This window comes from Carnobacterium inhibens subsp. inhibens DSM 13024 (assembly GCF_000746825.1).
In the GTDB taxonomy this organism is placed as follows: domain Bacteria; phylum Bacillota; class Bacilli; order Lactobacillales; family Carnobacteriaceae; genus Carnobacterium_B; species Carnobacterium_B inhibens.
Genome location: NZ_JQIV01000006.1, coordinates 619,772 through 634,124 on the forward strand (window position 1 = coordinate 619,772; position 14,353 = coordinate 634,124).

A 14,353-nucleotide genomic window follows, 5' to 3' on the forward strand; every position below is an offset into this window, starting at 1 on the left:
TCCTACTCTCATATCTAAATTTTAATATCAACAAGATTTATTGTTCAGTGGTTGTTCCTCTTACAATAAGCTCAGGTGTGAAAAACAATTCCCCTTGAGAAGCATTTTTCTTTTCAATTTTATTTAGTATCATTTTAGCACAAGCTTCACCCATTTTGATAACAGGCTGTTTTACAGTAGTCAATTGCGGAAATGCAATTTGATCCAAAAACACACCATCATGTCCAATGATCCCAAAATCAGAAGGGATTTCTCCGCCCATGCTAAGGATCCCCCGTTGTATCCCTATAGCTAAGCGATCTGAGCTGCAAATAAATAGTGTGCTAGGTTCAAAAATATTCCAGTTTTCTTTAATAAAATCAGCTGCATAACGTGAGCGGTTTTCAAATCGTCGAATCTCTGGATCCAATTTATTTTTTTGAATTGTAGATATGTATCCATTCTCTCTTGAATATTCAAAAGGTTCTTTTACATCGATTCCAATATAAATAATCTTTTTATAACCTAAATCGATTCCATATTGAGTAGCACATGCGATACCTTCTTTATTATTTGAATCAACAAAATCATATCCGTGTCGATTTTCACCAAATAATACAACCGGTTTTGTGGCTCCACTGATCCATTCGTAATCATTTTCACGCATGCCGCACATAATGTACCCATCACAGGATCCAATGTCAAAGTTGTTTTTAGTGACCAATTGTAAAGAATAATGTCGATTGTCTAGCTCTCTCGCGATTCCAGTTAATAAATGCATATAATACGGTTCAGTTGTGTCCATTTCTTCCAGGATAAATAGTTTAATAACTTGCGTGCGATTGTTTACTAATGCTTTCGCAGCAACATTTGGTCGATAGTTGAGTTCTTCCATCGCTTCAAATACAAGTACTTTCAACTCATCTGTAACCTGCTCAGGATGATTGATTACTCTTGATACAGTCATTTTTGATACATTTGCTTTTTTAGCAACATCATTGAGGGTTGACATTAGATGCTCCTTTCACATAATTTATATACTTTATAACTTCTAGTTCGTACACTTTAGTATCCATAGTATAGAGAATCCATTTTTATATCAATCTAGCTCCTATTTTTAAAAACTATATGCGAATAAAAAATCACCCTTATCAGGTGATTTTTCAGTAACTATTCTATCCTTATACAGGAAATGTAGAATGAGTTGTTTCATCTCTCTTTTGTTGACATTCAGGGCAAATTCCATAAATTTCTAATCTATGACGCTTCACTTCAAAACCCGTTAAATTCGTTGTTACTTCACCGATATCTTCTAATCCAGGGTAATAAAGATCTTCGATTCTACCACAAATCTCACAGATTGCATGGTAATGTTGTGCAGATGTAAAATCAAATCGGCTTGAAGCATCGCCATAATTCATCTCGTCTACAAAACCAACTTTAGTAAATAAGCGTAAATTATTATAAACGGTAGCAACACTCATATTAGGAAATCTTGAGGCTAAAGCCTGATAGATTTCATCAGCTGTTGGATGATTATCATTTTCAATTAGATATTCTAATATTCCATAACGTTGTGGTGTGATACGGATATGGGCTCTTTTTAATTTTTCAATCGACTGGGCTACTAAATGATTTGAAGTCATCTTTCTCCTCCTCTCAAAATCAATTAGCTAAAATTTGTTTATAAACTGATATAAAATTTAATTATCACTTAATACTTATTATCATCTTATAATAAGTGTTTACATTTTAATAATAACTTTTCTGTTCAAACTTTGCAAATAAATCCTAGTCCTTTCCTTACAGGAAAGATTGCACTTATAAGATAAGAGTTTTACAATAGTAATGATTTTACTTTTTTAAGGAGGCAATTATTTATGTTAAACCATACTCAAAGTGACCGCTTAGCTTTAGAAGCAAATAAAGTCATTGTAGGAGGAGTCAATAGTCCCAGTCGTTCATTTAAAGGTGTTGGCGGAGGAAATCCTGTCACGATGGATCATGGAGATGGAGCTTATTTATATGATGTTGACGGAAATCGTTACATCGATTACTTAGCCGCATATGGTCCTATTATTACAGGATTCAATCATCCACATATTGTAAAAGCGATTAAACATGCTGCAGATACAGGTGTTTTATTCGGGACTCCTACAGAACATGAAGTCATTTTTGCAAAAATGCTGACGGAAGCTATTCCCTCAATGGATAAAGTGCGTTTTACCAATTCTGGAACTGAAGCCGTTATGACAACGGTTCGAGTCGCACGAGCGTATACAGAACGTGAATTGATTGTAAAATTCACAGGTCAATACCATGGTCACTTCGACCTTGTATTGGTTGAAGCAGGCAGCGGACCAGCTACTTTAGGAACCACAGATTCTGGCGGCATCACAAAAGGAACATCTAAAGAAGTCATTACTGTACCGTACAATGACGTTGAATCCTATAAAGCGGTTATGGAAAAATGGGGAGATCAAGTAGCAGCTGTTTTGGTTGAACCGATTGTCGGAAACTTCGGGATGGTTGCTCCAAAACCAGGATTTTTAGAAGCAGTCAATGAAATTACACATGAATATGGAGCATTGGTGATTTACGATGAAGTAATCACGAATTTCCGTTTCCATTATGGTGCGGCTCAAGATATGTTAGGTGTCGTTCCTGATTTAACTGCCTTTGGCAAATCAATTGGTGGCGGATTGCCTATCGGAGCATATGGTGGACCAACTCGTATTATGGATACTGTAGCTCCTCTTGGACCCGCTTACCAAGCCGGAACAATGGCTGGAAATCCTCTTTCCATGCAAGCTGGAATTGCCTGTCTAGAGGTTTTACAAGAACCTGGTATTTACGAAAGAATGGCTGATTTTGCTGTTCAGTTAAAAGAAGCTTTATTAGAAGCGGGAGAAAAATACGATATTCCTACTGTGGTTAACCAAATTGGCGGATCATTGACAGTCTACTTTTCAGAACATCCAATCGAGGATTATGCTGATGCAGAAAATACAGATACCGAGCGTTTCGGAAAATTCTTTAAAGCGATGTTAGATGAAGGTATCAATTTAGCTCCAAGTAAATATGAAGCTTGGTTTTTGACTATCATGCATACTCAAGAGGACATAGATGAAACAAAATGTGCTATAGATAGAGCATTTTCTAAATTAGTTTAATCCTTAAAGTTGCCCTTTTTCTTATTCTCTCAATTTTCAGACTATTTACGCTAAACTCTTTGCTTATTCTAGGCAAAGAGTTTATCATTGAAGTACAACTATCAATAAACGGAGTGAACTTAATTTATGAGAATCGGAGCACGAACGCTCAAAACAGGGATAGCGGTAGCTCTTTCCTTAGCTATTCCTTTATTATTCAATTTTCCATCAGGCAGTGTTTTAGCTGCGATTTCAGCAATTTTTGCTTTGCAGCCTTCTGTCAAGCAATCTATAAAAACACTGAAAGATCGTATTATAGCTAACTTGATTGGTGCATTAGTTGCGATCTGCATAACACTGACATTGGGAAATCATTTTATCATTGTAGGAGTTGCCGCTTGTGTCTTGATCGCTATATTAAACAAGATGAATCTTAGCAGTGTGATTGGCTTAGCTACAGTTACGTTGATTGTTATCATGCAGACGACTGAAGATAACTTTATTCTTTATGCCACTATAAGGGTGGCTGCTACAATTATGGGAGTTTTTATCGCATTTTTGGTGAATACTATTTTGTTCCCGCCTAAATACGAAGAAAAATTGTACCACGTTACAGACTATTCAACTACTGAGATCATGAAATTTCTACGTGCCAGTGTTCGGAAAAACAGCCAATATCCTGTTCTAAAAAAGGACCTGAAATGGATCAAGTCAGAGTTGAATCGTATGGATGTATACCTTTCCCTGTTTAAAGATGAAGGTCTGCTCACAAGAAAAAAAGACCGTGTACAAAAATTGCGTAAAGTTGTTGTTTACAGACAAATTATTGAGACTACGAAAGAAGCTTATAATTTATCGCACACATTTCATAGTTACGAAAACTCATTCAACCATTTTCCAAAAGATTTGCGTATTCTGATACGTGAACGTCTAGAAACATTGTTAACGGCGCACGAACAAATATTGCTAAAATTTAATGGACGTGTTTCACCCGACAGCGTAAATTTCATTTCATATAAAGCACCACTTCGAAAAGAGTTTATGCAATCTTTCTTTGATGAAGCAAGTTTAGAAGAATATATGCATGACGATTATGGCCAAAGCAATGCCGTTATTCATATCATGTCTAGTATTTTAAAATATGAAGAACATTTAGAGCACTTAAATATCTTAGTCAGCAGCTATAAAGGAAACGATTGGAATCCTGATACTGAAATTTCAAATATTGAGCACGTTGAACAATAATAGTACTCAATCCAAACAAAAAAGAGAAGCAATGATTGAATTCATTGCTTCTCTTTTTTTGCAGTTTTTTTACATTCCGCTCGTAGTATCTATTTTTTGATCGAGCGACTCTTCGAATAATGTACTATATAGATCCGTTCCCTCAGTATTCAATGTTCTTCCATTTTCTGATAATGTGCTTTCTAAAGCTACACCATCCGCTTCTAATTTTTCCAGATAACGTTCATGAAGATCAAAACTGATCCATCCGTTGTCTTGAATGGTCGACAACATTTCATTTAAATAAGAAGTGTAGTCAAGTGTTCTTGAATTATTGTTCCCTTTTTCGCTGCTGCTTGGATTTGGAGAAATAAACACAACTAAAGATTCAGGTAAAGCATCTTTAATAGCTTCATAATTCATAGCTAAATATTCACTAGAGTCAACCAAACTAATGTCTAACTTTTGATCAGCATAAGCTGGTAATTGAAAGAAAATAACATCAGGTTTTGTTTCTGCGAGTTCCACTACTTTATTTTCACTGATCAGTTTATAAGAATCATAATCAGGATTTACCAAACGATTTACTTTTATCGTTTTATTCGCTTGTTCATTTATGTATTGTTCTGCTTCAGAGATCCATTGTTCTTCTTCAGCGATATCTCCATAAAAACTTACTGAAACTTCTTCTTCTTTTACCAAGCTGACATACTTTATGTAATCCATTACAGACATTTCTTGACGACTATTTTCATAGTTAGCCAACTGTTCTGCTGTATCTTCTTTCGTACTTCCTAGTTCTTGTTGGTCTGTTTGTTCTGAAACAGCCATTAATTCTTTTTGCTGCTTTTTAGAATAATTCATTCCGAAAAGGATCACTCCAGATGCTAAAATAACCAGCAGAACAATAGCAAATCCGCCTTTTTTAGACATATTTATTCACTCCTTAAAATCAAACTTTGTTTTTTATTGACTTCTTCTGTACGTCATCTTTCAACAGTTTACCATATATTCGATAAGATTCACTACCCTTTTTAGTAAAGAATAAAGAGGCTCCAAAGATTTGGAACCTCTTACCCCTTTTACTCATTCAAGAGAACTTGCTCTCATCTTATCCAGTATAAGCTCATTGCTTAAGTGATAACTGTTGATAGCGTTTGTACCATATGTCAACATACTCTTTTGAGAAAGGACCTTTTTCTTCATTGATCCAATCTACTAAGATTTTCACGTTTTCTTTTAATATATGGTCAATATCATCAGGGTAACTCCACTTTTTGCTATGATCTTCATACTCATCTACATCCAATAAGCGTTTTTCGCCATCAGGAAAGACTTTGATATCTAAATCATAATCAATATACTTCAAACCTTCTTCATCTAGTGTGTAAGGCGAAGCAAGATTACAATAGTAAGAAACACCATTATCTCTTATCATTGCAATGATATTGAACCAATAATGCTTATGGAAATAAACAATCGCTGGTTCTCGAGTTAGCCATCTTCGGCCATCCGATTCCGTTACTAGAGTATGATCATTTACTCCGATTAACGATTGATCACTTGTCTTAAGTACCATTGTATCTCTCCACGTGCGATGTAAACTGCCATCATGTTTATAGCTTTGGATCGTGATGTATTCTCCTTCTTTTGGAATATGCATCCCTAACCCAACTTTCTTTTTCTCGCATAAAATCGCAAGAAATTAGTAAATAATAAACCAGAGAATGCCTAAGCACTCGACTCGTATTTATTATATCACAACTCTTAATCTTTATAGTATAAAACCAAATAAATAATGAAAAAAAAATGAGAAAAAATTGATTTAAGAGCAAGATTCCTTTATTCACACAAAAACCCACTCATTTTTTCAATAAATACTGAAAAAATGAATGGGTACTTTTTCGAATTAGTTGTGATTAAACTTAGAAAGATAACTTTGCCACATTTTTGTTTGTGGACCGGGAAATGTATAGTGGTCAAAATCAGAAGGATGCACCCAATAACAATTTTCAGGAATGAACATAGGCTCTTCTTCTTTTACTACCTGTCCATAATAGACAGCTACAAACCATTTTAAATGACTAAAAATATGTTGAACTTCATCAAATGGTTGCTCCATTAACGTTGGCTTGACGGCATATTTTGCCTCTAGCTCAGCCATTACATTTTTTATAACCTGTTCTGTTTTATTTTCATCAGTTACTCCAGTTAAGGTTCCCTTTTTAATTTCTGCTTCATGAGTGACAGATTCTTCTTCAATTAAAGGAAAGGTCCACATATTAGCCAGCAATCCATTTTCTGGCCTCTTTTCTAGCAAAAATGCACCCTCTGCATTTTTAATGATCGCCCCTACATAATAAACTGGTTTGGCTTTTTTCTTTTTACTTTTTACAGGGTATTTATCCCATGTTCCATTTTGATACGATTGATTAAATTCTTTAACCGGGCTTAATTCAGGATGGTAATTTTTAGGTGTACAAATACTTGAACCCAAGTCCATAAATGCTTGATTAAAATCGCCTGGTTTATAGGGATCAATCAGTTCTCGCATAATAGCTTCAAAAATTTTGCGGTTGCCCGGTTTAGCAATATCGGCATCAATTTCAAATAAGCGACTCAATACGCGCATAACATTTCCGTCAACTGCAGGTTCTGGCAAACCAAAAGCCATACTTGCGATTGCTCCAGTAGTATAGGGTCCGATTCCTTTTAATTTACTGATTTCTTTAGGGTCTTTAGGCATTTCGCCATCGTAATCTTCCATGATTTGTTGGGCTGCTTTTTGCATATTACGAACTCGTGAATAATAGCCTAACCCTTCCCAAGCTTTTAACAACACATCTTCATGCGCATTTGCTAATGCTTCTATCGTTGGGAAATTATTCATGAAATTCAAGTAATAAGGGATAACCGTATCTACCCTTGTTTGTTGCAGCATGATCTCAGAAACCCAAATACGGTAAGGATCATTATTTTTACGCCAAGGCAGATCTCGTTTTTCAATATCATACCAACTTAAAAGCGTTTCTCTAAACCGATTGATTTTTTCTTGTGGCCACATGGGTATACCATGAAGTATTTTTTGCTCTTTTTCATCTATCTTCGATTCTATTTCTGTCATTCGTCCTCTTCTTCCATTTCTTTTTCATTGATATACTGCGTGATTAAATCTCCTGCAAAACCTTTTTGAAACAAGGCACTTTTAACTTTTTGAATCTTTTTAGATCCCGTTAATTTGGATTGTTTACGCCAAATTTTATCACCTTGTGTTTTTAATGCATCATATTCATCGTCATCTTCTTTTTCGGTTGTGATCTGCTCCAATACTTGAGTGATCACATCTGATTGAAATCCTTTTTGCATCAAATTTTGACGGATTTTATTGCTTGTCTCTCTTGAAGAATGTTGTGAGGAGCGACGCATAACTTTTTCTGCTAGCGCAACACCATTTTCCACCATTTGATCAAATGGATACTGTTCCATCGCTTCTTCGATTGTTTCCTCTTTAACTCCACGTTTTTTCAATTCTCTTTTTATCACGTAAGGCCCCTTTCCGCTAACATTTGCAGCGGTTCTTGTATAACTTTCAGCATACATTAAATCATTTAAGTAGCCTTGTTCTTTTAATTGTTCAATCACTTGATCAGCTGTTTCACCAGTAAACTCATGGGCAATCAAATCATCTTTAATTTCTTTTATTGAGCGCAAAGAATAATTCAGATATACTAGTGCTCTCGTATAAGCTTTACGGTAGCCATCTTCTATTTCTAATTGCTGCCGGAAGGTCTTTGAAATTTCCATCCCTTTGTGCAAAATATGTTTAATTAAAATAGCTTCATCAACAGGAAAAGCATATTCTTCATCTAAATAAATATTGTAGCGTCCTTTTCGTTTCTGCGCTTCAATTTTTGTAATCTTAGGCAATGTTGATGTTGAAGATGCCTGCTTTTTACTCTCTTTTCCATTTATCATAGACTCACACTCCTGCCTCAGTCTTTCTATTATAGCATAAACCGAATACAAACACACGTTCGAAAAACCAGTATTACATAAGTAGATGCATAACAAAAGCGGCACTGACCTAAGTCGGAGCCGCTTCTTTTTTTATTTTTTAATTTGGAAAATCTCTTTTTGGATCATTTCTTGGTTGGCCAGATAATGTGCTACCATCAAAATTAGGTAAATCTAACTCTTCTTGGTTTTGTGAACTTGGCCCAGTTGGTTCATCTTTTGGTACTGAACCTGTTGGAGGCGTTCCTTGTAATGGATTGTCATTAGGATCGTACTCTTGATGATTTAATGGATCAATAGGAGGAGTCACCACGTCTCTAGTATCGTCTCTTCGATCTTGTTCTTTGCTAAAAGCACCATTCGTAAAGTCGTCCTCTTGATTGTCTTGCAATCTAGGATTTTCTTCATTTCTAATCGAGTCTGCCATTAAATCATCTTCCTCAATCGTTTCAGGTACAATAGTTTCTGTTAAACCTGATTGTACTTTTGTATCTTCGTTTAAACTTTCCGTATCTGGAAAATTAGTTTCTAGTGGTACTTCTGCATTATTTAAGCGATCATCGCCATCATTAGCTAAAGTATCATCATCTGTTGGTTGAGAAGCATTTTTTTCTACACGTACTCCCTCACCAGCTTGTCCCACAACTTGGTTTGATGTTTCCTTAGGTTCTTGTGTCACTTGATTACTTGAATTTGATCCGGTGGTTTCATCTGAAAGTACAATGTATTCTCCAGCTTTCAAAGAATCAGCATATTGAGCTGCACTAGTCGAATCAACTCCGAATTTTTCTAATTGTGCATTATCGTCTGCGTCTGTATCAGCAAACATATCTTTAAGTTTGTCCCAAGCAGATTTTTCATCATCTTGTTCAGTTGAAACTTTGTTTACTTCTACACCTGATTGCTCTTTAATTGCTGAAAAGTTTTGATTAGTTGTAACAATTTTTATACTGTCACTAGAATGACCTTGTGCTAATAATTGTTCTACACAGGCTGATGTTTCTTGTACATTTGAAAATGAACCAACGACTACTTTACTCATACTTAACACTCCCTTTTATGATTATCGACTTTACATAACGATTTACTATTTCCTATAACTAACTTTAACAAATGAAAAATAAGTTATCAAAATAGACGACTTGAAATGAACTCTAAAGCTCATTTAGTTGCAATTTAACGAAAGTTAAGAATCAATTTTAGCCATTTATGACTACTCCACCATTAACATGTAAAACTTGACCAGAAACATAACTAGAATCTGTACTTGCTAGATAGACATATGTTGGTGCCAATTCGTAGGCTTGACCGGCACGTTCAATTGCTCCGCCTTTGCCCCAGCTCTCTAATTGTTCCTCTGTAAATGTTGCGGGTATAAGTGGAGTCCATATTGGACCTGGTGCTACCCCGTTTACACGAATTTTTTTATCGATTACTTCACTATTTTGTGAAAGTGACCTTGTAAAAGCAGTAATTGCCCCTTTAGTAGCTGAGTAATCAAGTAAATGTTCACTTCCACGGTAAGCAGTAATAGATGTCGTATTGATGATAGCCGCTCCTTGAGACAAGTGTGGCATTGCTGCTTTAACAAAATAGAACTGACTAAAAATATTGGTTCTAAATGTCCGGTCCAATTGCTCCTCTGTTATATCGCCAATTTTTTCTTGAACGTGTTGTTCTCCTGCATTATTGACGAGAATATCTAAATGACCCCATTCTTCCATTACTTTAGAAACAACTTCTTGTGCATATGATTCTTGACCTACATCACCTTTGAATACTAAAGCTTTGCGCCCGATCTTTTCAATTCGATTTTTCGTGTAATTCGCATCGTCCTCAGATTCCAAATAGCCGATAGCTACATCTGCACCTTCTTTTGCAAAAGCAATGGCTACAGCTTGACCGATTCCACTGTCCCCGCCTGTAATAATAGCAGTCTTGCCTTCCAACTTACCCGCTGCTTTATAATTAGGATCTTCCGTTTGCGGTTCAGGATTCATGTTCCCACTATCATCATTGATCAAGTAATCTTTTTTAGGCTTTTGAGTTTCATTTTCATTAGTTGTCATGGTTATTCCCTCCTTGATTTTTTCTACACAACTAGCATATCAACTTAAGAAAACGAATACAAATAAGAAGCCTTGTCCTAGTTTGGATTACAGCGTAGAACTTGCTTCCAATTAACGCTTGTTACCTGATCTGAAACTTAGGCAAAGCTCACGTTAAATACGTAGTTAAAAAAGGGTCAGAACACAAAACAGAGGCTGGAACTATTGTCCCAACCTCTGTTTTCCGTTATTTCGATTATTTTTCTTCCTCATCTTTTTGAATAGACTTTCCGCCTGCTTCTTCATAGTTATCACTATAATAAGCATCACTTTCAAGTTGTTCAGAATTTTGCTCTGGCTTCGTTTCTTCTGATTTTCCAGACCCATTTATATGAGTTGGATCAAGTGAAGAACTTCCGCCATCCACTACACCTTTACTGATATTGTCAGGATATACATGTCCTTCATTTTCAGCAATGACTGTCGATTCATCTCCAGTTAACTCAGGATCTGATTCAAGAGAAGAGCCGTTTACTTCATTCGATGTTGGAGCGTTTTTACTATCTGTTTGCTTTTCGTTTACTGTATTAGGACTAATTGATCCTTCTGTAGCTGTATCCATATTTTCCTTATCTGGAGCTGTAACAGGATTTCCTTCAATGTCTTCTCTTGAAGATTGAGCCTTAGTCGGGTCAAATTGTTCTCCTTCACCAGGGACAGCATCCGTTTTTTCTTTAGTTGGAGCTTTAACCGGATCTTTTGCTATGTTTGCTTCTGCTGCACTCTCATCAGTGTTTGTTCCATTTAGAACTTCTTGATTTACTTGAGATAACTGTTGAGAATTTGACGGACCAGCACTGTTAACTAAAATAACAATTTCGCCATTTTCTAACGCTTCTGTGTAGTGTTCTCCAGAATCTTCTGCGATACCGTATTCTTCAAATGGGCTAGAAGCTTCTTCAGAATTGTAACGACCAAAACTAAATGATTCTTTTAATTTTTCCCAAAGTGACATTCCTTCTCCTGGATCAACCGAATCGACTTCAACCATCGTTAGATCTTCTAATTCATTTTCATGTTTTTCATTTGTTACAATAACGATCTCTTCAGCCACGTAACCTTCATTGATTAATCGTTCTACTGCACTTACTGTTTCTTCTTTTGTTGTGTAAGTTCCTTCAACTCTTCTATCCATTTGAATTCACGCTCCATTTCGTATTAGTAATGCTGAAAGTCATCCTCTTATCTTCAAAGTTGCTAGTGTTAAGATTATTTCATACATCCTTAATGTATCTTTATGATAGCAAAATTTAATATCTCAAGCAAAGAAGAAGCCTTTATTCACGGTATGAATTGAGTTTTTCCATTTTATTGGATAAAAAATTCTTCATCTACAACGATTTCAATAGTCGAATGTGTTACATTGGCATCCTTTATTAAATAACGTATCTCTTCTTTGATTCGTTCCTGTTCTTTGCTGTCTTTTGTATCACTATATACTGTAATGGCTAATGCGTTTTCTTCTCCATCTATTGACCATATATGAAAATGAGAAACAGCATGTACATTTGACAGTTGTTTTATTTTTCTTTCCAATTCTTTTATATCTACTCCTCTTGGTACAGCTTCTAAAAAGATAGAGGCATTTTCAAGTAGATTGGGAATAGCTTTTGATAAAATGTATCCAGCAATCAAAATAGATAAGATTGGATCTAAAATAAACCAGTTGCTAAAAGTCAAAACAATACTAACCATTAACACACCAACCCAACCTAATACATCTTCAAGCATATGCAAATTTAGAACTTTTTCATTTTTTGAAGTCCCTTTGCTAATCAACCAAGCAGCATAGCCGTTGATTGCGATTGCTACAATTGACAGCCAAAACATTCCCCGCGAATTAACCGGTTGAGGATTAATCAGTAATGGAACACTGTTAACAATGACTAAAATAGAACCGCCTATTAAGATGACCGAAGTAATTAGAGCCCCTAATAGTGAGAATCGTCTATGTCCAAAACTATACCGTTCATTTGCTTCTTTAACGGAGACTTTTTGAAATACCCATGCTAATCCTACGGATAAAGAATCACCTAAGTCGTGCACAGCATCTGATAAAATCGCTGCACTATTAAATAACACTCCAAAAATAAATTCAGCTAATGAAAAAGTTAAATTTAAAATAAAAACGGTTTTTATATTCTTTATTGCTCCATTACTTCCCGTGAGATCCGCAACGTGATGATGGTCTGATTTGTTTTCAATCAACTCCTGTTGCTCAGATAAGATTTGAATCTTATCTGCTAATAAAATTCTTTTTACTACATCTAGATCTATTTCATCTGGAAGATAAATTCGATTGGTAGAATAATTCAATCGAATCATCTCGCCATTTTTTAATTGCTGCAGTTGAGCTTCTAACTTTTTAGCGCAATTGGCACAATGTAATCCTTGCACTGCGTACTGTTTCATTTTTTAGTCCTCCTATCTTAAGACGTAAATCAATTTTGTTTTCATATGAATATTTTATCATGTGTCAATGTATAAGAAAAGCCAGAAGATTTTCTGGCTTTTCTTATCTACTATTCTTTATCATTTTACTCACTTTCAGATACCTCTTTTGCGATGGATTCACTGATTTCTTTTGGATTTATAGTATCTATTGTAATAATGATCCCTTCTTTTTGTTCATCTAAGTAGACTTTGTTGCTGATAAAATCCGCTACTTTAAGAACAACTTTTTGACTATAGTATTCTACAGCTAACGCCACCAGCTTAGCTTCCTCTAGTAGGTATTTATTCATAAAGTGGCTAAGTGCATATTCATACTGCAAATTGCTTCCCTTTGCCAAATCATTTTTGATAAGGTCTAACACTTGTAAGTATCGGAAATTTTCAGTTGAAACTGTTGTAGGAGGATTGATCAATTTAAAGTTTATATCCTCTATTTCACAGATTGCATTTCTTTTTGCATTAGTAGCAATAACGACCTCACATGGTCTATCTGCCAGTAACTTTATTTGATACATGAAAATTTCACCGGTTAAATAGCCAAATACCAACCCTTTTTTATCTTTTATATACGTTCGTTTAATCAATTCCATACTATCTATCCCGTTTTTTTCTGTATTAATAACTTCATCGCGATAGTATACACCCGCTCCAAAACGCTTTAAGCATTTGCCTTCATTTACCATTCGCATCAAAATAACATTCACATTTTTCCTTACTTGAGTACAAGGTTTTTGTTCATCATTATATTGAGCAATGTGGTCCATGATATCAGAAATAAAAATTGGGCTACCAACTTTTTGATTTAAAATATAGGCTTGGACAAGTTTCCTAAGATTCATAATAAACTCCTTTTTATCATTAATATAATCCTTAACTGATTTTTTTAAAGCCTTTTAATTAAAAAACACTATTTATTTTTATTCTACAGAAACTGCTTTCATCCTGCAAGAGAAACTATTTTTTATTTTGAACTTACTTTTCAGTTTGGTCATTATACCTATAGTAAAATTTATTCCATCATCATCTATTGTATGGCTGTTTAAATTTATCTTCTAACCTTTAGAATTCAAATTGGTCTAGATGGCTATTTTATCATTATTCTATTTAAATTTTTATGGGTAACACTCTTTTACTGCTCAACGTTATTAGAGGTGTAAGATGTCATGACAAAAACTTACACAACAACTTATTTCATAAGGAGGAATATAGAATGCAAAAAGAATGGACAAAGGGGTCAATTGAAGTACATTTTGAAGATGCTGCAAACGAAAAGACACTGAAACGCAGTTATTCTAACACGATTAACAATGTTACACCTGAGCAAGTAGAAGGCTTTACCCTTGCATTAGAATCTCTAACTACTTTCCCTTATCTACAAACGGTTATGGTTGAAGAGTATACCTATACTCGTTAAAAAAAATT

At 35.0% G+C, this 14,353-nt stretch carries 14 protein-coding genes; 3 read left to right on the forward strand and 11 right to left on the reverse strand.

Translation table 11 applies throughout. The annotated features are described in order from the left end of the window. Positions 1 to 37 precede the first annotated feature (37 nt). Both BR65_RS04140 and BR65_RS04145 read right to left on the reverse strand, forming a co-directional pair. Positions 38 to 991 (reverse strand): LacI family DNA-binding transcriptional regulator, encoded by a 954-nt coding sequence (locus BR65_RS04140; RefSeq protein WP_034536855.1) that lies wholly within the window; start codon positions 989 to 991, stop codon positions 38 to 40. 169 nt (positions 992 to 1,160) lie between these two features. Beyond that, positions 1,161 to 1,625 carry a Fur family transcriptional regulator gene (locus tag BR65_RS04145; protein ID WP_023178235.1) on the reverse strand — a complete coding sequence of 155 codons (465 nt, stop codon included), beginning with the start codon at positions 1,623 to 1,625 and terminating at the stop codon, positions 1,161 to 1,163. A 234-nt stretch (positions 1,626 to 1,859) separates the two neighbouring features. Between BR65_RS04145 and BR65_RS04150 the strand changes: the two genes are divergently transcribed. Together BR65_RS04150 and BR65_RS04155 are read left to right on the forward strand one after the other, a co-directional pair. After that, a complete protein-coding gene (locus tag BR65_RS04150) occupies positions 1,860 to 3,152 on the forward strand; it encodes a glutamate-1-semialdehyde 2,1-aminomutase (protein WP_034536857.1) in 1,293 nt (430 codons plus the stop codon). Between the two features lie 126 nt (positions 3,153 to 3,278). Continuing rightward, positions 3,279 to 4,376, forward strand: coding sequence for an FUSC family protein (locus BR65_RS04155; RefSeq protein ID WP_034536858.1), 1,098 nt, complete (start codon positions 3,279 to 3,281; stop codon positions 4,374 to 4,376). 69 nt (positions 4,377 to 4,445) lie between these two features. Here BR65_RS04155 and BR65_RS04160 read toward each other — a convergent pair whose 3' ends face one another. The 9 genes from BR65_RS04160 to BR65_RS04200 all read right to left on the reverse strand — a co-directional run bounded on the left by BR65_RS04160 (position 4,446) and on the right by BR65_RS04200 (position 13,770). Next, positions 4,446 to 5,288, reverse strand: a complete 843-nt coding sequence (locus BR65_RS04160) for a hypothetical protein (RefSeq protein ID WP_034536859.1) — start codon at positions 5,286 to 5,288, stop codon at positions 4,446 to 4,448. A 193-nt stretch (positions 5,289 to 5,481) separates the two neighbouring features. Further along, a complete protein-coding gene (gene ntdP, locus BR65_RS04165; RefSeq protein WP_023178240.1) occupies positions 5,482 to 6,018 on the reverse strand; it encodes a nucleoside tri-diphosphate phosphatase in 537 nt (178 codons plus the stop codon). Positions 6,019 to 6,264: 246 nt separating this feature from the next. Then, positions 6,265 to 7,479, reverse strand: a complete 1,215-nt coding sequence (gene mutY, locus BR65_RS04170; protein ID WP_034536860.1) for an A/G-specific adenine glycosylase — start codon at positions 7,477 to 7,479, stop codon at positions 6,265 to 6,267. Beyond that, entirely contained in the window at positions 7,476 to 8,330 is an 855-nt protein-coding gene (recX, locus tag BR65_RS04175) for a recombination regulator RecX (protein ID WP_051932639.1), read from the reverse strand. Before recX ends, mutY begins: the two co-directional genes overlap by 4 nt. A 139-nt stretch (positions 8,331 to 8,469) precedes the next feature. Continuing rightward, on the reverse strand, positions 8,470 to 9,411 hold the full coding sequence (locus BR65_RS04180) for a general stress protein (RefSeq protein WP_034536861.1): 942 nt from the start codon (positions 9,409 to 9,411) through the stop codon (positions 8,470 to 8,472). A gap of 157 nt (positions 9,412 to 9,568) precedes the next feature. Continuing rightward, positions 9,569 to 10,438 carry an SDR family oxidoreductase gene (locus BR65_RS04185; RefSeq protein ID WP_034536862.1) on the reverse strand — a complete coding sequence of 290 codons (870 nt, stop codon included), beginning with the start codon at positions 10,436 to 10,438 and terminating at the stop codon, positions 9,569 to 9,571. A gap of 235 nt (positions 10,439 to 10,673) precedes the next feature. Next, entirely contained in the window at positions 10,674 to 11,612 is a 939-nt protein-coding gene (locus BR65_RS04190; protein ID WP_034536863.1) for a YflT domain-containing protein, read from the reverse strand. Positions 11,613 to 11,785: 173 nt separating this feature from the next. Next, positions 11,786 to 12,889 carry a cation diffusion facilitator family transporter gene (locus tag BR65_RS04195; RefSeq protein ID WP_244877145.1) on the reverse strand — a complete coding sequence of 368 codons (1,104 nt, stop codon included), beginning with the start codon at positions 12,887 to 12,889 and terminating at the stop codon, positions 11,786 to 11,788. Positions 12,890 to 13,014: 125 nt separating this feature from the next. Continuing rightward, complete coding sequence (locus BR65_RS04200) at positions 13,015 to 13,770, reverse strand: hypothetical protein (protein WP_034536866.1); 756 nt, start codon at positions 13,768 to 13,770, stop codon at positions 13,015 to 13,017. Between the two features lie 371 nt (positions 13,771 to 14,141). Between BR65_RS04200 and BR65_RS04205 the strand changes: the two genes are divergently transcribed. Beyond that, positions 14,142 to 14,345, forward strand: coding sequence for a DUF1659 domain-containing protein (locus BR65_RS04205; RefSeq protein ID WP_034536868.1), 204 nt, complete (start codon positions 14,142 to 14,144; stop codon positions 14,343 to 14,345). Positions 14,346 to 14,353 lie beyond the last annotated feature (8 nt).